This window comes from Lentzea roselyniae, from assembly GCF_039537795.1.
Lineage (GTDB): Bacteria > Actinomycetota > Actinomycetes > Mycobacteriales > Pseudonocardiaceae > Lentzea > Lentzea atacamensis.
The window spans coordinates 42,274-62,765 of the sequence record NZ_BAABBE010000040.1 but is presented as its reverse complement, the minus strand read 5'-3'; the positions used below and the strand labels follow the sequence as shown (position 1 = coordinate 62,765).

At 70.0% G+C, this 20,492-nt stretch carries 19 protein-coding genes; 6 read left to right on the top strand and 13 right to left on the bottom strand.

All coding sequences use genetic code 11. The features are described from left to right. From ABFX45_RS40915 to ABFX45_RS40875, 9 genes are all read right to left on the bottom strand, one after another. Window positions 1–663: ROK family transcriptional regulator (locus ABFX45_RS40915; protein ID WP_346136263.1), on the bottom strand; the 663-nt coding region annotated here is incomplete at its 3' end. Window positions 664–753: 90 nt separating this feature from the next. Next, entirely contained in the window at window positions 754–1,761 is a 1,008-nt protein-coding gene (locus ABFX45_RS40910; protein WP_346136261.1) for a sugar phosphate isomerase/epimerase family protein, read from the bottom strand. Window positions 1,762–1,774: 13 nt separating this feature from the next. Continuing rightward, window positions 1,775–2,914, bottom strand: a complete 1,140-nt coding sequence (locus ABFX45_RS40905) for a Gfo/Idh/MocA family protein (protein WP_211337362.1) — start codon at window positions 2,912–2,914, stop codon at window positions 1,775–1,777. A 35-nt stretch (window positions 2,915–2,949) separates the two neighbouring features. Beyond that, a complete protein-coding gene (locus tag ABFX45_RS40900; protein WP_346136259.1) occupies window positions 2,950–3,981 on the bottom strand; it encodes a substrate-binding domain-containing protein in 1,032 nt (343 codons plus the stop codon). 40 nt (window positions 3,982–4,021) lie between these two features. Continuing rightward, window positions 4,022–5,059: an ABC transporter permease gene (locus tag ABFX45_RS40895; protein WP_109636554.1), complete on the bottom strand. Its 1,038-nt coding sequence runs from the start codon at window positions 5,057–5,059 to the stop codon at window positions 4,022–4,024. Beyond that, on the bottom strand, window positions 5,056–6,570 hold the full coding sequence (locus tag ABFX45_RS40890) for a sugar ABC transporter ATP-binding protein (RefSeq protein ID WP_346136256.1): 1,515 nt from the start codon (window positions 6,568–6,570) through the stop codon (window positions 5,056–5,058). Before ABFX45_RS40890 ends, ABFX45_RS40895 begins: the two co-directional genes overlap by 4 nt. A gap of 213 nt (window positions 6,571–6,783) precedes the next feature. After that, on the bottom strand, window positions 6,784–8,175 hold the full coding sequence (locus ABFX45_RS40885) for a LuxR C-terminal-related transcriptional regulator (RefSeq protein ID WP_346136254.1): 1,392 nt from the start codon (window positions 8,173–8,175) through the stop codon (window positions 6,784–6,786). Beyond that, window positions 8,175–8,609, bottom strand: a complete 435-nt coding sequence (locus ABFX45_RS40880; RefSeq protein WP_346136252.1) for a hypothetical protein — start codon at window positions 8,607–8,609, stop codon at window positions 8,175–8,177. The genes ABFX45_RS40885 and ABFX45_RS40880 overlap by 1 nt, the downstream gene beginning before the upstream one ends. A gap of 68 nt (window positions 8,610–8,677) precedes the next feature. Further along, complete coding sequence (locus tag ABFX45_RS40875) at window positions 8,678–10,051, bottom strand: Hsp70 family protein (RefSeq protein ID WP_170154922.1); 1,374 nt, start codon at window positions 10,049–10,051, stop codon at window positions 8,678–8,680. Between the two features lie 343 nt (window positions 10,052–10,394). Here ABFX45_RS40875 and ABFX45_RS40870 point away from each other — a divergent pair, with 343 nt between their 5' ends. From ABFX45_RS40870 to ABFX45_RS40855, 4 genes are all read left to right on the top strand, one after another. Then, a complete protein-coding gene (locus ABFX45_RS40870) occupies window positions 10,395–10,967 on the top strand; it encodes a hypothetical protein (protein WP_346136250.1) in 573 nt (190 codons plus the stop codon). A gap of 67 nt (window positions 10,968–11,034) precedes the next feature. Then, complete coding sequence (locus ABFX45_RS40865; protein WP_109636548.1) at window positions 11,035–11,625, top strand: IniB N-terminal domain-containing protein; 591 nt, start codon at window positions 11,035–11,037, stop codon at window positions 11,623–11,625. A gap of 7 nt (window positions 11,626–11,632) precedes the next feature. Beyond that, window positions 11,633–13,411, top strand: coding sequence for a dynamin family protein (locus ABFX45_RS40860; RefSeq protein ID WP_346136248.1), 1,779 nt, complete (start codon window positions 11,633–11,635; stop codon window positions 13,409–13,411). Next, window positions 13,408–14,829 (top strand): dynamin family protein, encoded by a 1,422-nt coding sequence (locus ABFX45_RS40855; protein WP_346136246.1) that lies wholly within the window; start codon window positions 13,408–13,410, stop codon window positions 14,827–14,829. The genes ABFX45_RS40860 and ABFX45_RS40855 overlap by 4 nt, the downstream gene beginning before the upstream one ends. A 212-nt stretch (window positions 14,830–15,041) precedes the next feature. On the opposite strand, the gene ABFX45_RS40850 is transcribed toward ABFX45_RS40855, so the two are convergent. The 3 genes from ABFX45_RS40850 to ABFX45_RS40840 form a co-directional block, all read right to left on the bottom strand. After that, window positions 15,042–15,584, bottom strand: coding sequence for a hypothetical protein (locus ABFX45_RS40850; RefSeq protein ID WP_346136244.1), 543 nt, complete (start codon window positions 15,582–15,584; stop codon window positions 15,042–15,044). 240 nt (window positions 15,585–15,824) lie between these two features. Further along, a complete protein-coding gene (locus tag ABFX45_RS40845) occupies window positions 15,825–16,013 on the bottom strand; it encodes a hypothetical protein (protein WP_346136242.1) in 189 nt (62 codons plus the stop codon). 287 nt (window positions 16,014–16,300) lie between these two features. After that, complete coding sequence (locus tag ABFX45_RS40840) at window positions 16,301–16,783, bottom strand: DoxX family protein (protein WP_346136240.1); 483 nt, start codon at window positions 16,781–16,783, stop codon at window positions 16,301–16,303. A gap of 404 nt (window positions 16,784–17,187) precedes the next feature. Here ABFX45_RS40840 and ABFX45_RS40835 point away from each other — a divergent pair, with 404 nt between their 5' ends. After that, on the top strand, window positions 17,188–18,282 hold the full coding sequence (locus ABFX45_RS40835; protein WP_346136238.1) for an ATP-grasp domain-containing protein: 1,095 nt from the start codon (window positions 17,188–17,190) through the stop codon (window positions 18,280–18,282). Window positions 18,283–18,306: 24 nt separating this feature from the next. After that, a complete protein-coding gene (locus ABFX45_RS40830) occupies window positions 18,307–19,101 on the top strand; it encodes a PIG-L family deacetylase (protein WP_346136236.1) in 795 nt (264 codons plus the stop codon). Window positions 19,102–19,985: 884 nt separating this feature from the next. Here ABFX45_RS40830 and ABFX45_RS40825 read toward each other — a convergent pair. Then, complete coding sequence (locus ABFX45_RS40825) at window positions 19,986–20,438, bottom strand: hypothetical protein (protein WP_346136235.1); 453 nt, start codon at window positions 20,436–20,438, stop codon at window positions 19,986–19,988. Between the last annotated feature and the right edge of the window lie 54 nt (window positions 20,439–20,492).

Here is a 20,492-nt window from a genome sequence, read left to right as displayed (position 1 = left end):
GCTGATCAGCCCGGCGCCGATGCCGGTCGCCGCCTTCACCACGATCATGTGCCGCACGTCCGGGTGCGAGGCCGTGTGCTCGCCCAGCGCCATCAGGTTGACCTCGTTGTCGACCAGCACCGGCACGTCGAACTCCGCCGCGATCGCCGCCGGCACGTCGAACCCGTCCCAGCCCGGCATGATCGGCGGGTTGTTCGGCCGGCCGGTGGAGTGCTCGACCGGCCCCGGCAGCCCGATGCCCACGCCGGCGATCTCCGCCGCGTCCACGGTCTCCAGCAGCTTTCGCCAGGTCATGACCAGCAGCGGCAGGATCACCGCTGGTCCGTCCGCCACGTCGAGGTCCACCTGTTCGACGGCGAGCAACCGGCATCCCAGGTCGGAGACGGCGACGGTGGCGTGGGTGGCGCCCACCTCGGCCGCCAGCACGAGCTGGGCGCCGGGGTTGAACCCGAACCGGCCGGCCGGACGTCCGCCGGTGGACTCCCCCGTGCCGCTGCCGGTGACCAGCCCGGCTGCCACGAGGAGGTCCAGCCTGGCACGCACCGTGGAACGGGCGAGACCGGTCGCGGCCACGATCTCCGCTCGGGTGCGCGGGTTGCCGTCCATCAGCATGCGCAGCACAGCGGCCGGCGATCCCGCCTCGACACCCAAGGTGCTCTCCATCGAACAATTGTCACATCGGCATCGAAAGGCAGCGCGTGGTCGTCCTGCGGCCGTGTCACCACCCCCGGGACGGTGACACGGCCGCGCCCGTCAGCCGCCCGAGCTGAACGCGGCGTCGAACGAGGCCGACGGCGGGTCGAAAGCGTTGCGGCGCACGAACTCCAGCGCCTCGGGCGCACCGACCAGCCGGTCCATCCCCGCGTCCTCCCACTCGACGCTGATCGGCCCCTGGTAGCCGATGGTGTTGAGCATCCGGAACGACTGCTCCCACGGCACGTCACCGCGTCCGGTGGAGACGAAGTCCCAGCCGCGCCGCGGGTCCGCCCACGCCAGGTGCGAGCCCATCCGGCCGTTGCGGCCGTTCCCGACCTGACGCCGGGCGTCCTTGCAGTCGACGTGGTAGATCCGGTCGCGGAAGTCCCACAGGAACCCGACCGGGTCGAGGTCCTGCCAGACGAAGTGCGACGGGTCCCAGTTGAGGCCGAACGCCGGCCGGTGCCCGATCGCCTCCAGGGCGCGGACGGTGGTCCAGTAGTCGTAGGCGATCTCGGACGGGTGGACCTCGTGCGCGAACCGGACGCCGACCTCGTCGAACACGTCCAGGATGGGGCTCCAGCGGTCCGCGAAGTCCTGGTAGCCCGCGTCGATCATCGAGTCGGGCACCGGCGGGAACATCGCGACGGTCTTCCAGATCGACGAGCCGGTGAACCCCACGACGGTGTCGACGCCGAGCCTGGCCGCGGCCCGCGCGGTTGCCTTCATCTCCTCCGCTGCGCGCTGCCGCACGCCCTCGGGATCCCCGTCACCCCAGTTCCTGGCGGACAGGATGCCCTGGTGCCGCTGGTCGATGGGGTCGTCGCAGACGGCCTGACCGGTGAGGTGGTTGGAGATCGCCCACACCTTCAGGTCGTGCTTGGCGAGGATCGCGAGCCGGTCCGCGACGTAGTCGTCGTCCTCCGCGGCCTGCCACGGGTCGAGGTGGTCACCCCAGCAGGCGATCTCCAGGCCGTCATAGCCCCAGCCCGCGGCCAGCCGGGCGACCTCCTCGAACGGCAGGTCGGCCCACTGGCCGGTGAACAACGTGATCGGACGCGCCATCTGAGTCCCCTTCTCAAACCTGCTGCCACGTGCGGGATGCCGCGCTCGCCTCGACGGCGGCGAGGACGCGCTGCACCTGAAGCCCGTCGGCGAACGACGGTGCGGGGTCGGTTCCCGCGGCCACGGCCCGCACGAAGTCGACCGCCTGGTGGGTGAACGCGTGCTCGTAGCCCAGGCCGTGCCCGGCAGGCCACCAGGCGGCCGTGTACGGATGCCCCGGCTCGGTGACCACGATCCGGCGGAACCCCGCGACGACGGAGTCCTCGGTGCCGTCGAAGAACTGCAGGACGTTCATGTCCTCGAAGTCGAACGCCACGCTGCCCGCCGAGCCGTTGACCTCGATGCGCAACGCGTTCTTGCGGCCGTTGGCGAACCGCGTGGCCTCGAACGAACCGAGCGCGCCGCCCGTGAAGCGGGCCAGGAACAACGCGGCGTCGTCCACGGTGACCGGCCCGGTCCGGTCGGACGCGGCGGTGCCGGACAGCCCGGAGTGAGAGGACGCCACCGGGCGCTCCGACACGAACGTCTCCAGCGTCCCGGACACCTCGCTGATGGTGTCGCCGAGGATGAACTGGGCGGCGTCCACGACGTGCGCGCCGATGTCGCCGAGCGCGCCGGAGCCGGCCTTTTCCTTGTCCAGCCGCCAGGACAGCGGCGCCGCCGGGTCCACGATCCAGTCCTGCAGGTACACGGCCCGCACGTGGTGAACCCGTCCCAGCCTGCCCTGCGCGACGAGCTCGCGGGCCAGGCTCAGGGCGGGCACCCGCCGGTAGCTGAACCCGACCATCGCGCGCACACCCCGCAGGGCGGCGCGTTCGGCGGCCTCCGCCATGGCGACCGCTTCGGCGACGCTGTTGGCCATCGGCTTCTCGCACAGCACGTGCTTGCCCGCGTCCAGGGCTGCGATCGCGATCTCGGCGTGCGTGTCACCCGGCGTGCAGATGTCCACCACGTGCACGTCGTCGCGGTCCAGCACGGACTTCCAGTCGGTCACGGACTCAGCCCAGCCCAGGCGCTCGGCGGCGGCCCTGGTCCGGTCGGGGTCCCGGCCGCACAGCACGGACATCACCGGCCGCGCCGGCAGGTCGAAGAAGTGCGGCGCGACCCGCCACGCCTGGGAGTGCGCGGCCCCCATGAAGGCGTGGCCGACCATTGCGATGCCCAGCGTCGTCACAGTGCTCCGTCCTCTCAGGACTCGAAGGCGGTCGGCAGGTAGCGGTCGACGTTGTCCTTGGTGACGACCGGGGCGTACAGCTCGACCTGACGGGGGACCTCCACCTCGACGAGGTCACCGAGGCTCTTGCCCTGCACCACGAGCCTGGCCAGCCGGATGCCGTCGGCGCCCTGGGTGGACGGGTAGATCACGGTCGCCTTGTGCGGACCGTTGTCCGCCTTGATCTCACGCATCACGTTGGCCGATCCCGCGCCACCGACCATGAAGAACTCGTTGCGGCCGGAGTTCTTGATGGCGGCCGTGACGCCGACGCCCTGGTCGTCGTCGTGGTTCCAGATGGCGTCGATGCGGCGCGCGGCCTGCAGCAGGTTCGCGGCTGCCTTCTCGCCGCTCTCCACGGTGAACTCGGCCGCCACGCGGTTGCTCACCTTCAGCCCGCAGCTCGCGAGCGCCTCCGCGAACCCCCTGCTGCGGTCCTGGGTCAGCGGAAGCGAGTCGATACCGGCGATCTCCGCGACCACGGCGTCCGTCTTGCCCTTCAGCCGCTCGCAGACGTAGTTGCCGGCGGACACGCCCATGCCGTGGTTGTCCCCCAGAACCGTGGACCGCGCCGCGAACGGGCTGTCGAACTCGCGGTCCACGTTGATCACGGTGATGCCGGCCTTCATGGCCTTGAGCGCGACCGGGGTGAGCGCCGCGCCGTCGAACGGCAGCAGCACGATCGCGTCCACCTTGTCGTTGATGAACGTCTCGACCTGGCTGATCTGGAGATTGACGTCGTTGGTGCCCTCGACGACGCGCAGCTCCACATCGGAGTACTTGCCGGCCTCCGCCTTGGCCGCGTTGGTGATCGCGGCCATCCAGCCGTGGTCGGCGGCCGGTGCGGAGAAGCCGATGACGACCTTCTTCCCCGGTTCGTCGTTGGCGACCTTCACCCCGCCCTGGTTGCCGCCGCCCTGGTTCTGCGGCGTGTTGCCCGTGCACGCGGTGAGCGCGGCACCGAGTGTCAGTGCGGCGACGAGAAGAGCGGTTCTCTTGTGTGCCATGGTTTTGGCTCCTCGGGTGGCGGCGGTCGTGGTCGCGGCGTCAAGCGCCGCTGCGTCTGGCCAGCCGCTGCTGGAGGAGGACGGCGACCACGATGATCGCGCCCTTCGCGACGGCCTGGGCGGAGATGGAGAGGTTGTTGAGCGTGAACACGTTCGACAACGTGGTGAAGATCAGGACGCCGAAGACGGTGCCCGCGATCGTGCCGCGTCCGCCGGACAGCAGCGTGCCGCCGATCACGACCGCGGCGATCGCGTCGAGCTCGTACAGTCCGCCGTGCGTCGCGCTGCCCGTCGTGGTGCGGGCCACGAGCATGACGGCGGCCAGTCCGCAGCACAGGCCGAGCAACGTGTAGAGCATGACGGTGTGCCGCCGCACGTCGATGCCTGCCAGGCGCGCCGCCTCCGGGTTGCCGCCGACGGCGAACGTCCGGCGCCCGAACGTGGTCCGGTTGAGCAGCACCCACCCGGCCACCGCAACGGCCGCGAAGATCACCACCAGCACCGGTACCCCCAGCACCGACGCGTCGAAGAACGCGGCGAAGCCCGGCACGTTCACGATCTGCGTCTTGCGGTTGGAGATGATCTCGGCGAGACCGCGGGCGGCGGCCAGGCTCGCCAGGGTCGCGATGAACGCCACGACCCTGCCGTAGGCGATGAGCGCGCCGTTGACCAGCCCGCACGCCCCGCCCACCAGCAGCGCGGTGAACACGATGACGATCCAGTGCGTGTCGTTGGCGATCCCTTGGGTGGCAAGGGTTGTCGCCCACACCGAGGACAGCGCGACGATCGCGCCCACCGACAGGTCGATCCCGCCGCCGGTGATCACGAACGTCATGCCGACGCTCACGACGCCGATCACCGCCGCGAGCCGCAGGATGGTGAGCAGGTTGTCGACGTCGGCGAACCGGTCGCCCGCGGTGACGACACCGCCCAGGCACAGCAGGACCAGTGCGACCACCAGACCGGTGTTGCGACCGGCCGGGGACGCGAGCAGGCCCGAGATGCCGCGGCCGTTGTCCTTGCCGACCGGAGCTCTTTGTTGTTCGTGCGCGGCCACGGCGGCGGTGTCCTCACTCATGCGGCGTGTCCTTCCATCACCAGGTCGAGGACCCGGGACTCGTCGATCTCGTCGGCCGGACCGTCGTGGACCACCCGGCCCTCGCGCAGCACCAGGACCCGGTCGGCCAGGCCCAGGACCTCCTCGATGTCGCTGGACACGACCACCACGGCCACGCCGGAGTCCGCCAGTTCGCGGATGAGCTCGTAGATCTCGCTGCGCGCACCCACGTCCACGCCGCGGGTGGGTTCGTCCAGCAGCAACACCCGGCACTCCCGCAGCAGCCACCGCGCGAGCACGACCTTCTGCTGGTTACCTCCGGACAGGCCGCGCACCACGCGGTCGACGCCGGCCGGCCGGACGTCCAGCGCCTCGGTGAGCCGGCCAGAGCGGGCGCGTTCGGCGCGGTCGTCCAGGAAGCCGAACCTGGCGAACGACGACAGCGACGAGACGGTGATGTTGCGGTACACGGCCTGGTCCAGCAGCAACCCCTGGCTCTTGCGCTCCTCCGGGCACAACCCCATCCCCGCGCGCACGGCCGCGCCGACGCTCCCCCGCCGCAGCGCCCGGCCATTGACCTCGACAGTTCCGTCAGCCGCTTTGCGCGCGCCGTAGACGGTCTCCAGAATCTCCGAACGGCCCGACCCGACGAGACCCGCGAGCCCCACCACCTCACCGGAGCGGACCGTGAAATCCACGTCGCGGAAGCGGTCGCCGTCACCCAGACCGCGCACCACCAGCACCTCCGGCGCGTCCGGGGCGACCGGTTTCCGGTCAGGGAACACGTTGTCCAGAACGCGCCCGGTCATCAACGCGATCAGTTCCGAGGTCTTCACCTCGCGCGCGGACAGACCCGTCGCGACGGTGCGACCGTCCTTGAGCACGGTCACCCGGTCGCCGATCTCCCTGATCTCCGCCAGGCGGTGCGAGATGTAGACCACGGCCACGCCCCGGGCGGTGAGCTCCCTGATGACACCGAACAGGACCCGCACCTCGTCCGGGTCCAGCACGGCCGACGGCTCGTCCATGATCAGCAGCTGCCCGTCCAGCGACAGCGCCCGCGCCATGCTGACGACCTGTTGGTGGGCAACGGACAACTGGCCGACGTCACGATCGGGCGAGATCTCCGGGTGCCCCAGCAGGTCGAGCAACGCACGGGTCCTGCGACGCGCCTCCGCCCGCTGACTGAAGCCCATTGTGGACAGTTCGTGGCCGAGAAACACGTTGTCGGCCACCGACAAACCCGCCACGAGGTCCAGCTCCTGGTAGATGGCGGCCACACCGCTGCGCATCGCGGCGGTCGGGTTGCCGAACGACACGAGCTCGCCGCGCCAGTAGATCTCGCCCTCGTCGGGGCGGTGCGCGCCGGACAGCACCTTGATCAGCGTCGACTTGCCCGCGCCGTTCTGCCCGAGCAGGCAGTGCACCTCACCCGCGCGAACCTCGAAGTCCACGCCCTGCAGGGCAGTCACGCCGGGAAAGCGCTTCACCAGCCCGCGGACCGACAGCAGTGCCGCAGCCGGGGCCGTCATCCGGTCACTCCCGTCCACGGCCGAACAGGTGCGCGATCACGCGCGGGTAAGCTCACCATTGAGTCCTCCGGCCCCGACGACCGTTGTGCCAGCAGGGAATTCGGCCTTGTGGACAATCAAACTAATGAGCCGTTTTTCGCCCGGTCAAGGTTGTTGAGGTGGCACATATCGGCCAACTTTTCCCTTGACCAGCGGGCGAGCCGTGCCGCAGCGTCAGCAGGCGAGGCGCGACCGGAGCGACGCGATCAGTTCTGCTCTGCTCGTCACCGCGAGCTTCTGGCGGATCCGCGCGACGTGCTGTTCCACGGTCTTCGGCGAGATGTACAGCCGTGCCCCGATCTCCTTCTGCGTCAGGCCGTCCAGCAGCAGCTCCCCGACCGAGCGCTCACGCTTGGACAGTCCGTCGGCGGACTCCTCGGTGGCGAACCGCGCCCGCAACGCCCGCCCGGTGCTCAGCAACTCCCGCGCCTCGGCGGGATCGCTGAGCTTCGCCGCAGCGGCACCGCACAGCGCCATGGCCTCCCAGGCGTCGTCCAGTCCTGCCGCCACTGCCGCCACCTCGCGTCCGTCGACAGCGCCGCGCACGACGGACGCCCACGCGTGTGCGGCCGCACCCCGTTCCGTTCCCTGCAACGCCGCCGCGGCCTGCGTGGCCGCCTCGACGTTCCCGGCACCGACAGCGCGGTGCAGCTTCCACCAGTGGTTGGTCTGCAGCGCCCACTGCGGCACGCCGGCCTTCGCGATGGCGCAGGTCATCGCCTCGACGACGGTCTCGCCTTCGAACCGCGACACCGCGGCCGCGCCGACGGACAGCTCGCCCCACGCGTCGAGCAGCAGCATCTCCACGTCCGCGCCGGCGACGACCGGTGCGACGCGCCGCCATGTGGCGCGCAACGCGTCGGCGTCACCAGCTCGCCGCGCAAGGCCGATCGTCACGGCGGCGGCGAGCACGGCGTCCCGGCGCAGCACCGGTGCGTCACCGGCGGAGGCGATCCCGGTGCGTGCCTCAGCGAGCCGTCCTGCCCGCAGGTGCAGCCAGGCGGCGAGCAGGCGCCGCCGCGCGGTCGGTGGACGGTCTTCATGGGCGGCGAGGAACTCCTGGGCGGTCCGGTCGTCCCCACCGGCGATCAGCACGGTCACCGCCAGGTCGTCCCACTGCTCCGCGGCCAGGCCGTCGGCCGGCACGGTCGCGACCGCCAGTCCGGCCAGCCTGCGTGCCGCGTGGTCGAACCCGCCGCGCACCGCTTCGATCGCGGCGTCGACGCCGTCGAGGAACACGGTCAGCCCTCGCGGTGCCGCTCCCGACACCTGCTCACGTGCCCCGGCCAGGTCCCGGTCGGCGGCTTCGACGTCACCGCCCAGGCACGCGGCCAGCGCCGCCCGCCCCTGCGCGGCGACGGCGGGTGCACCGGTCAGCGCGGTCGCGATCACCCGCCACCTCGCGGCCGCGTCGAGCAGCGAACCGTCGGCTGCCGCGGCCGCCGCGGCGACACCGGCGGCGAGACAGTTCTCGTCCGCTCCCGCGGCGAGAATGCGGTCCGCGGCCTCGATCGCGGCGGCCGTGTTCCCGGCTCTCCACGCCTGTTCCACATCTGGCGCCTTCATCACTTCTCTCCCCCTCCGAACCACACCCGTGCCGCCGGCTGGAACGAGACGATCACCGCGAGCACGGCGATCCCGCTCGCCACCACCAAACCGACGAGGTAAGCCGATCTCAGTCCCCCGACCGCGATCATCGCGTGCACCACCGCGCCACCGGCCAGCAGCGCCAGCAGCACTCGCGCCCACCGCTTCCCCCGGTTCAGCGCGATCACACAACCCAGTTCCAGCAACGCCAGCAGCGGTCCGGTACCGAGCAGCAGCCCGAGCACGGCGACGGCCACCCGTTCCCGCGTGGCCGCGGCTTCGGCCGGAAAACCTTGCGCCACTTCGGCGACGAGGTCTGCGAGAGGGTGCTGCCCGTCCATCAGCGCCAGCGCGGAACTGGCCAGTTGCACCACCGCGGCGATGGTCCACAACCACACTGCTGTCCTGACCACCTGCGGCTTGACCCGCTCGACGGCCTGAAAGCGTTGCAGCCGGGGTCTGGGAGGTACGGCGGGTCTCGTCACGGGGCACCGGCTTTCGTCGTGCCGCTCGTGGTGGTGGTCGTCGAGCTCGGCGGCGGCGGAGTGGACTTCGTCGTGGTGACCGTCGTCGAAGGACGCGTGGTCGTGGTGGTGGCCTTGGGCTTTGGCGGCTGGGTCGTGTTCGTCCGCGGCGGAGGGGCCGGAGCCGTCGGCTGGTTGGGCACGTACTGGACAACCGGGGGCTCATCAGACCTCTGCGTGGTCGAAGGCGCGGTCGTGGTGGTGCCCGTCTTCGACTCGGCGCCTGCCTTGTTGGTCAGCACGTTGTTCGCGAGCAGTCCACCGGCGACGGCCACCGCGAGCGCACCGGCTGCCACGAACGGGATCAGCTTCATCCGCTTGGGCCGCAACGGCTTCGGCGCTTCCGGAAGCGGCGGGCGGGTCCACGTCGCCGTGGCGACGACGGCGGGCTTCGGTTCCACGCCACGTGCCTCCAGCGCGGCACCGATGGCGGCCATGCCGTTCGGCGCCGGCGACACAGCCCGTCCGAGCTGCGCGGAAACCTCCTGCGTCACCAAGGGAATCCGTGACGAACCGCCGACCAGGAGCACAGCGGCGAGCTCATGCGGTGATGTTCCGGACGCGCGCAGTGTGCGGTCCAACGCCGCCACGGTCTCCTCGACCGCGGGCCGGATCATCGACTCGAACTCGGGTCGTCCCAGCCGCACCTCCCGCGTCGCGATCCCCGGCAGCGCAACGGGAATCAGCACCTCGGTGTCGGCGGACAGCTTCTCCTTGGCAACGGTGCACGCGCGCCGCAGCTCGGCCACCGCCGCCAGCACCCCCGGACCCATCGGGTCCAGCTCGTCCCAACCAGGCCGCAGCGCCTCGACGACGTGCTGGAACACGACCTCGTCGAAGTCGAGTCCGCCGAGGTCGAGCTCCTCAGGCGGTCCAGCCGGCACGAACCGGTCGGCGGCGAGCTTGCGCACCACGGCGGCGCCGAAAGTCTTGCCACCGAGGTCGTAGACGGCGACGGCCGCACCTTCCTCCAGGCGGGCGACCGCGTCGTGCGCGCGGACAGCGGCCTGCGGTTCCGGCACCAGCACCACGTCGGCCAGGCCGCCCGCGGACAGGGCGGCCCGCAACGACTCCAGCCTGTAACGGCCCCACCCCGCAGGGTGCGTCAGGGCCACCCGCGCGGGCCGCCCGCCGGGCAGGGAATCGAGCAACCGCACCAAGAACCGGGCGGTGACGGTCTCCGCGGTCAACGCGGCGTCACCGATCCGCAACGGAGTGGGATCGCCGATGCGGTTCTTGAACTGCCGCGCGATGCGACCGGGGTCGGTCAGCGCACGGCGTTCGGCGTCGGATCCCACGAGGAACGTCCCGTCCGGACTCTGGAAAACCACAGACGGCACAAGCACTTCAAGCCTCGCGGCCTGATCTGGTCTACAGGTCGACACGGTGGTGAAGGTCGATCCCAGATCCAGCCCAACCTGGTACGACATCGGACTCTCCTATGGCACTTCGCAGCGGACGTACCTACACGTGTGTCTCAGTTGGTCCGGTTCACCTCAGTTGACGAAACAGGGGGCAATCCCTCAACGGCCCCTCCTCCCCTCCCTCGATCCCTGTGTTCGTGGCAGCGACGAACAGGGTTCGATCCCGATGGCAGAGGCCTCGCCGGAACCTAGCTTCGTTGTTGTCAGCCGGTCGGAACCGCCGCCGGCGACCAACACCAAGGAGCAGGACATGAGCAACCCCATCGACCTCAACGCCTTCCTCGCCGACCTGACGGCCGACCTGGACCTCGACACCACCAACGCCGCCGAGCAGCAGCTGCAGACGGCTCAGGTCAACCCGCAGGCCGCCGAGCAGGCGGCGGAGCAGGCCCAGGAGACCACCACGGTCACGAACACCGAGGGTGGCGGCGGAGGCGACGGCGGGACGGCCGTCGGTGGCGACAGCGGCAGCGCCGACGGGGGCAACGGCCTCGGGGTGGGCGGCGCCGGTGGCGACATCGACCAGGACGGTCTGGTCAACGTCAACTTCGGCTCCACGTCGGGCGGGAACGGCATCGGCTTCGGCGGCAACGGCGGCGTGACCGGTGACGGTGGCGACGCGGACGCGTCCGGCGGCAACGGCGGCGCGGCGCAGTCCAACGTCGACGTGGACGCCGACCAGGACCTGAACCAGGACGTCGACCAGGTCTCGGACCAGGACGCCGACCTGACCGCCGTGTCCGACCAGGCGAACGACTTCGACATCGACGTCGAGAACGAGATCGACAACATCGTCGAGGAACTGGAACTGCCCGCCTTCTGATTCCGGGCCGGCCCCGTCCGCGAGGGGTGGGCGGGGCCGGTTCGTCCCACACAGTTAGGAGCCGGACATGCTGTCCTCTCTGATCGACTTCCTGATGAACCTGTTGAAGGACGACGCGGCGAAGAAGGCGTTCGACGAGAACCCCGACGCCGAGCTGGGCAGGGCGGGTCTGAGCGGTGTCACCGGACAGGACGTCCGGGACGCGCGGCTGATCATGGCCGATTCCGGCGGGGTGCGCGCCCGCGGTGCGGAGAGATCGTCCTCGCACGACGACGACCCGGTGCGGGAGATCCACCACACCACGCGCGAGTACGTGGTGGAGAAGCCGGTGACCAACGTCGAGCAGAACATCAGCATCGACGACCGGGACGTCACGATCATCGACGACTCGTTCAACTCCGACGACGACACCGAGGTCAACTCCGTCGCCGTGCAGGACAACGACACCAGCGTCGTGCAGGTGAAGGACTCCTTCAACGAGCCGGAGGAGAAGGCCGAGCCGGTTCTGAAGGAGGACGACGTGCCTCTTGAGCCGGAGGCACTCGAGGACGACCCCGAGATCGTGCTGGACGACCCCGTCGTGCTGCCGGAACCAGAGCCGGAGCCGCTTCCGGTGGACGTGGAGCCCGTTCCCGAACCCGACCCGGTGATTGCGTGACCTCACGATGACAACCACACCGATCGAGGCCGTCGACCGCGCGCTCGCCGCCATCGCGCGCTACGAAAGGCCGGACCTCGAAGCGCGGCTGCGCCAGGCGAGGGCACGACTTCAGGACGACCGCGTGCGGCTGCTGGTCGTCGGTGAGTTCAAGCAGGGCAAGAGCATGCTGGTCAACGGCCTGCTCGGGGCGCCGGCGTGCCCGGTGTTCGACGACGTCGCGACGTCGGTCCCGACCGTCGTCCGCTACGCCGAACAGCCCGTCGTCACCCTCGTGCGCGGTGACTCGCGCATCGAGGTGCCGGTGGACCAGCTGGCGGCGTACGCGTCGGAGTCGGGCAACCCGGACAACAAGGAACGGCTGGACCACGTCGAGGTGGGTCTTCCGCGCCCGATCCTCGGTGAGGGGCTGGAGCTCGTCGACACTCCCGGTGTCGGCGGGCTCGGCTCCGTCCACGGCGCGGCGACCATGTCCGCGCTGCCGACCGCCGACGCGGTGCTGCTGGTGTCCGACGCGTCCCAGGAGTACACGGCACCGGAACTCGAGTTCCTCCGCCACGCCGTGGCGGTGTGCCCGAACGTGGCGTGCGTCGTGACGAAGACCGACCTCTACCCGGACTGGCGTTTCGTCGCCGAGCAGAACCAGGCTCACCTCGACGCCGCCAAGATGGATCTGGGAGGCCTCTCGCCCTCCTTCTTCACGGTGTCGTCGACGCTGCGCTGGCACGCCCTGCAAACGGGTGACCAGGACGTGAACCGCGAGTCCGGGTACCCGCCCCTGGTCACCTACCTCCGCAGGAAGGTGCTGGGCGAGGCCGAGTCGCTGGCCCGCCGCTCCACCGCGCACGACGTGCACGCCGTCATCGACCAGATCATCTCGTCGCTGCGCGCAGAGGAGTCGGCCCAGTCCGACCCCGCCTCCGCCCAGGCGTTGATCGACAAGCTCTCCGTGGCGGAGCAACGCGCCGCCGGGCTGAAGGAACGCTCCGCCCGTTGGCAGCAGACGCTGTCCGACGGCGTGGCGGACCTGAACGCCGACGTCGACTACGACCTGCGCGACCGCATGCGCGAGATCGTCCGCGAGGCCGAGGAGTCCATCATGGACGGTGATCCGACGAAGATCTGGGACCAGCTGACGAAATGGGTCCAGGACGCCGCCGCGTCGGCCGTCTCCGCGAACTCCGTGTGGGCCACCCAGCGAGCCCGCTGGCTGGCTCGCCGTGTGGCCGAGCACTTCGACTCGGAACGCGAGCAGACCCTGCCGTCGCTGCAGACCTCGTCCGGCGATCCGCTGCGCTCGGTGCGCGCGCTGGAGGTCCGTTCCGACGAGAAGTTCGGTGTAGGCGGTCGTTTCCTGAGCGGTCTGCGCGGCGGCTACTCGGGCCTGCTCATGTTCGGGCTGCTCGGTTCCGCGATCGGACTATCGCTGATCAACCCGATCTCGATCGGCGCCGCGGTGCTGCTGGGCGGCAAAACCATCGGCGACGAACGGAAACGCATCGTCCAGCGCCGCCAGAACGACGCGAAGGCCGCGCTGCGCCGCTACATCGACGACGTGACCTTCCACGCGGGCAAGGAGTCCCGCGACGTGCTCCGCGCGATGCAACGCGATCTGCGCGACCACTTCACCGCACTGGCCGAACAGCTCAAGCGCTCGCTGCAGGAGTCGATCCAGTCTGCCCAGAAGTCGGTGAAGGCTTCGTCCGAGGACCGGAACGCGCGGTTGAAGGAGATCGCCGCGGAACTGGCGGCGCTGGAGAAGATCCGTGCGGAGGTGACGCCGTGATCATCGACGAGGTCCGCCGGGTGTTGTCCCTCGCGGTCGACGCGTACCGGGACCAGCCGCGCGCGGCCCAGTTCCTGCGCGCCCAGCTCGACCGCCTGGAATCGCCGCTGCGCGTCGCGATCGCCGGCCGGGTCAAGGCGGGGAAGTCCACCCTGCTGAACGCCCTGGTCGGTGACTCGCTCGCCCCCACCGACGCCGGCGAGTGCACGCGGGTCGTCACCTGGTACCAGGACGGACGCTCGCCACGCGTCGTGATGCACCCCTTGTCCGGGAACCCGGTGTCGCTGCCGGTGGTGCGCCGCGACGGAGCGCTGTCCGTGGACCTCGGCGGCGCCGCCGTCTCGCGGCTGGTCGTGGACTGGCCGGCGCAGAGCCTGCGGCACACGACGTTGATCGACACTCCGGGCATCGCCTCCCTGTCGGCCGAGAACTCGGCGCGGGCGGTGCGGTTCCTGACCCCGGACGACGAGACGCCGACCGAGGCCGATGCCGTCATCTACCTGATGAAGCACCTGCATTCGGCAGATGCGTCCTTCTTGGAGTCGTTCCGGGACCAGGGCGTCGCCCGCGCGGCCGCGATCAACACCGTCGCGGTGATCTCCCGCGCCGACGAGATCGCCGGCGGACGGGTCGACGCGATGATCTCCGCCCGATCCATCGCGGCGCGCTACCGCTCCGCACCGGAGTTGCACGGCCTGGCGCAGAACGTGGTCGCCGTGGCCGGTCTCGTCGCCATGGCGGGACGGACGCTGACGCAGGCCGAGTTCGTGGCCCTGTCGACACTGGCCGCCGAGCCCAGGGAGACGATCGAGTCGTCGTTGCTCTCGGCGGACCGGTTCACCTCCGGTTCCGCGGAGCGGGCAGCGCTGCTGCGCCGATTCGGGGTGTTCGGCATCCGGTTGTCGGTGACGCTGATCCGTCAGGGCGTACGGTCGCAGGCGGCTCTGGCCGACGAACTGGTGGCGCGCAGCGGACTGCGGGAGCTGCAGCGGGTGCTGCACACGCAGTTCAGCGAGCGGCGTGAGCTGCTCAAGGCGCGGTCCGCGTTGCTCGCGCTCGACCGGGTCGTGCGCGGCTCCGGCGGCGGACGGCTGGCCGGCGAGGTGGAGCGGATCTTCGCCGGGACCCACGAGTTCGCGGAACTGCGCCTGCTCTCGGCGTTGCGGTCCGGCGCCGTGTCCCTGCCGCGCCCGATGGTGGCGGAGGCGGAGCGCCTGCTCGGCGACTCGGGGATCGCCCCGGCGGTGCGGCTCGGCCTGGCCCCGGACGCCGTGGCCGCCGAGGTGCGGCAAACCGCGTTCGCGGCACTGCGCCGCTGGCAGGCGCACGCGGAGAACCCGATGCTGGGCCGCAAGTCCGCCGACGCCTGCCGCGTGCTGGTGCGGACGTGCGAAGGCCTGCTGACCCGCGGGCGGTGAAGCTTCTCCCCACACCCTGAGCTCACTCATCGCGTTGTTCACGCCGGGCGTCGCCGTGCTGGTCGGCCACGTCCTGCTGGTGGACAACCGTGGCTGAACCGGGATCGGCCCCATCGCGGTGGCGATCGTGCTGCGGGTGTCCGTGTCGATCGTGTCGGCGCCCGGCACCGCGCCCGCGCCGCTGCGAAGGCCAGCGCTTTCCGCACGAACGGTCAGGTCGAGCAGAATGAGCCCGCAGGTGGTGCACCAGCCGGTGGGGTCAGGGCAGCTCCTTCGAGCCACTCCTCCGCTTTCTTGCGCGCCTCCCCCGGCATCTCGGCGAGCTTCTCCCGCAGTCCCCGCCCGAGCAGCCCGGGATCGGCGACAGCGTTGCCCAGGAAGTCGATCGTCCTGGACACGACCTCCTCGTCCGTCCCGCCGGCATCGCGCCACGCCGCGTCCACGGCGCGCCGCAGATACGGGCGGCACGCCTCCAGCACGTCGGGATCGTCGGGCTCGGCGAGGACGATCTCGGTGAGCACGTCGTACACCGCGGCCTTCGCCGGAGCCTCCCCGCCGTCGAGCACGTCCAGAAGGGACGGCAACGCCTGCGCCGCTCCCCGGTACAGCACCTGGTTGTGCGCCACCGCGTTCTCGACGGTGCTCGCCGCCCGGCGGATCTCCCCGGTGTCCTGCGACGTGCGCAGGACAGCCAGGGCGGGCCCGATCCGGTCGGCGTAGGCAGGCGCCGACAACCACTCGCCGTTCCAGCTCACTCTTCGAACTCCGTCTTCCTCGGGAACTGGCCGCGTTCGTACTTCGTCCGGGGTTCGTCACGAGCGTCTGCAGTCGCGACAGCCGCTGGGTGTCCGGGTCGTAGGAGTATGCCCGGCGCAACGGCGCGAGCGGGTTGGCGTACTCGCGGGACGCGATCTTGCCGTCGTCCGCGTAACCGGTGCCCGAGATGTAGGTGTGCCCGAACTTCTTGCCGGTGAGCGGGTCGGTGATCTCACCGCTCAGCGTCGTGGCGTCACCGAGTGCGTTGTAACCGGTGATGATCGTCTCCACCGGTGCGCCGACACACCGTCCTGATAGGACAGTGAGACCTCGTTGTCCGCGGCGTCGTAGGCGTAGCCGACCCGGTAGGTCGTGTGCTTGAGCAGACCGCCGAGCGCACCCGGGAACGTCCACGCCCGGCCGGTCACGCGGCCACGCTGGTCGTAGCCGGTGTTGGCCTGCGTTCAGCGGCGTCCGTCGGTCCTAACGGAGATCTCACATTGCGTCAATACCCAATTCAGAACGCGGGCCGGAAATTCCTCCTCACATTTACTTTGTATCCAGGTGTGTACCGCTTGACCGCACTGGTGAATTTGTTCTCACGTGAAGAACGCTCGTAATGGGGATCTTGCCCTGCCGAGTCCAGCCCCACGATCATCGGCCAAGTACCCGCAGCGACCTCGCTCGAGATCAACAATGTCCTGGGCGACCAGCCTCAGGCACTCACGCGAGGCGCTCCGACCGACCGCCGCGCCAGCAGGGCGTCCAGCGACCACCGGCCAGGCCCCACCACGAGCAGGAACAGCAAGCCCAGCAGCATCGCCCAGTCCGTGCGCGACTCGTGTGCCATGTCCCACAAGCCATCCGCCTTCGGCTTGTCGGCCGAGCCACCCCACAGAATCGGCACCTTCGTCAACGCCAGCGCCAGCACCATGTTGACCAGCATCGGCAGCGCCGCCAGCCGAGTGAGCAGGCCCGCCAGCAACAAAACCCCGCAGACCGTCTCGGCCACAGCCGACAGCACGCCGAAGAACTCCGGCGAGGGGATCCCGATCGTCGCGAACCGCCCGGCGGCCTGCTCGTCGGGATACAGGAACTTCCCGATGCCCTCCGACAGAAACACCGCTCCGACCGCCAGCCGCACCAGGATCAGCGCGCGAGGCCCGTCAGCCTTCAACAACCCAGCAGTCTGGTTCACCGGAAGTCACCCCTCGAACCGCGGCCGATCGCTTCGCGTCGACGCCGGCCGACGGTATCGCCTCCTGACGCCGGATCGCGATAGCGGCAGCGAGAAGTCACCCCGGGCGGCCCATCACACCCGAGCCTCGCGAAACGTGAGACAGTTGACGTCTGCGCCGCCTCGGGTTCACGCCCGGAGGTGCGCTTTCATCCGCAGCGGACGTTGCCTCATCCAGGCACGTTTCACCGCTCCCGGAAAGTTCTCACCACTCCACGCCCAGGATCGGGCACAGAACAACCCCACGAGGGAGATCTCCCATCACCGCTTTCGCGCTCACGCCGGCCCTGACCGCTCCTCGCACCCTCACCGACATCTACGGCCCCGACATCGCCGTCTGCGCGCGCCCCGCCCAGGAACCGGCGGTGCCGTCGAGCAGGCACCGGAACACCCGCGACGTCCTGTCCGCCCGCCCCCTCGCCGTCGCCGCCGACACCGCCGTCATCACCAGTGCGGGCGGCACCGAGCCGAACCTGATCGCCACCCTCCTCGACGGCGGCCTGCCCGTCGGCACCGACCTGCGCGAGTTCCGCACCGAAGCCGAGTTCGCCACCCGCGTCGACGAAGCCCTCAGCGACGGCCTGCGCCTGTCCATGGAATATCCCCAGCCCACCAGCCTGTACCCCGACGAACGCTCCGTGAAGAGCGCCGAACTCGTCGGCTACCTCAACAACAAAGCCAGCATCAGCACCTTCGTCGACCCCCGCTTCCAAGCCCGCCGCCAAATCGTCGCCACCGGCGAACTCGCCCAAGCCGCCCCCGCCGAGAAGTCCTGGGTTCTCAAGGCCGCCACCAACGCCGCCCACGGCGCCAGCCTCGACGTCTACCTGCACCGAGCCGGGGATCTGGTGAGCCTGCCCGCGTTCACCGACATCCTCACCGAGGTTGTCGTCGAGGAGTACCTGAACATCCACCGCAACTGGGGAGTCCAGCTCTACATCGCCGCCGACGGCCGGGCCCGCCTGCTCGCCGTCACCGACCAGCGCATCGACGCCGACGGCATCTACACCGGCGGCCGCTTCGGGCTCGTCGTTCCCCTGCCCGCCGACCTGCTCACCGAGTGCCTGGCGATCGCCCAGCGCGCCGCCGACGTCGGGTACCGCGGCATGTGCAGCCTCGACTGCGCCCAGACCCACGACGGCAGACTCGTCATGCTCGACCTCAACTTCCGCATCACCAGCGGCTCCATCCCGCTGCTGGCGCTGCACACCGTCCGCCCCGACGCCCTGGACCGCCCGTCGGAGTCCATGAAGATCACCACCGCCGCACCCGTCGCCGCGCTGCTGGCCGCCCTACGGCCCGCGCTGCAGCGTGGAGGGCTCCTCGTCACCGGCGGCCACGACACCCGCCGCACCGACAACCCGATCAAGCAGACGACTTTGCACCTCATCGTCTTCGGCGACGATCCCGGCGAGGTCACCACCCGCCGCGCCAAGCTTGAAACCATGTACAACCACTGACACGGACGACCAGCACTGGACACCATGACCCGCACACTGCTCGCGGTGCACGCCCATCCCGACGACGAGTCGACGTCCACCGGCGGCATCCTCGCCCACTACGCCTCGCTCGGCGCCCGAATCGTGCTCGTGACCTGCACCAACGGCGAGCTCGGCGACGCACCGGACGGTGCCAAGCCGTTCACACCCGCGCATGATCCCGCACGGGTCGCAGCGCACCGGCTCGGCGAGCTGCAGGCGGCGTGCCGCGTCCTCGGTGTGACGGACGTCGAGCTGCTCGGGTACCACGACTCGGGCATCGCGGCGTGGGAGAAGCCTCGCGGCGCTTTCGTGGACGTGCCGGTAGCCGCAGCCGCCGACCGGGTGGCGAGGCTGATCGAGCACTACGAACCGCAGGTCGTGGTGACCTACGACGCCGAGAACACGGCGCAGCACCGGGACCACCTGCACGCCGCACGGGTCGCCACCGCGGCGTTCGACCTGTCCGGGGTGGCGGCCAAGCTGTACTTCAAGGCACACGGCCGGACGTACTGGGAACGCGCGATCCGGGTGGCTGCCTCGGTCGGAATCCACCGGGACATGCCGAGCGGACTCGATGACGTCGACCGGCGCATCACGACGACCATCGACACCCTCGCGGTCGTCGACCGGAAGCGCGCCGCGCTGCACTGCCACGCCTCCCAGCTCGGCTCGTCGATCGCGGGCAGGCTGCCACCAGCCGAGTTCGCCGAGGCACTCGGCGTCGAGGACTTCGTCCGGGCACGGGACACCACGGGATCACCTGTCCCGGAAACCGACCTCTTCACCGGGCTCGGGTAGCACGGGCGAGACCGTGGCGGATCGCCTGGCGGCAGCTTTCTGGCGCCTCGCGACCTGAGCCTGACCTCGCCCGGATGCCATCAGCAGAGCCGGGAACACGTGAGGCAGCTGCGCGAGGCGCTCACCTCACGTGCGGTGATCGACCAGGCCGAGGACACCGCCACGCGATTCGTGGCCGATGTCGTCGGAGCCGGCAACGCCCGGTTCCCCGAGCACGTCGAACGCCAGGTATCGGGTTCCCGGCTACAGGTACAGGGCGTCGATCCATCTGAGCTTTCGCTTGCGAAGTTCACCAGATCTCCGACCACCTGCCGGATACCGAGCCCAGTGTTTCGTCGGCGGTTTCACCGGAGGCCGATCCAGCGAACTGGGCCAGAAACGGAGCGGCCAAAGCTCTACCGAGGAGCGTTCGTCGTGTCGTGCTCAACGCTGTACTTGCCACCTTTCCCCAGGTCGTGGAGAACGCGAAGACCGGCGGCCAGAGTCCTGGTACCAGGCAGTAGCGCCACTCGAGATGCGCCGCAATACCCGAAAGTGGCAAGACCGCAGAGGAAAGGGTTCGAACGGCGTCCACCCGCCGTTTTCAAAGCCGTCGTACTATTCATTTCCGAAAGCCGGTAATCGGAAACAGTCAATTGTCAGGCCACCAACGCGCCGGTCGCGTGAGGGCCGAGCAGATGCGCGGCCACCTGACCGGCGTCGCCCACGGTTCGCCTTGATCAGCACGGTGCCGTGCACCGGGTCGCCGGTGACAGCCGGGATCAACCGACGCGTGCGCCTCGGCGGCGACGGCATCGACCACGACCCCGCCTGCGCCGAACTCGACCTCTGACCCACCCTCGTGAGTGTTCTCACCCGGGAGAACACTCACGAGGGGGTTCACGTCAGGCGCTGCCCTTGACCCCGGGCGAGCAGGCCGGGGAGCTGCCGCTCCGCACCAGGCAGACGCGGATGGCCACCTGGGTGTTCTCCGCGATGTTGCCGCTGTCCCAGCCGCTGCAGTACGGCGACGAGTGACCGCGGGTGTTGATGGAGCGGTCGGTGTCCCAGTTGGAGCCCGGGTTGATGTCCAGCTGGGTCTCGATGCCCCAGCCGTCCGCGTACCAGTCGCACGCCTGGATCGAGTCGCCGGGGATGCTGCCGGACGGGTCGGCCTTGAACGTGCCGGTGCCCAGCAGGTTCCCCGCGCTGTCGTAGAGGTCGTACACGATGCCCTGCGACTGGATGCTGACCTCGACTCTCGGCTGCGGCGCCGGGGCGGCGCTGGCCTGGCCGCCCACCATCAGCAGGCCCAACGTGGTGGCCAGGCCCGCGAGTGCAGCGAAGGTGCGCTTCATCCGTTTCCTTCCCTCGAATGGGTTTGTGCGTTGCCATTCGTAGGGGTCACGAGG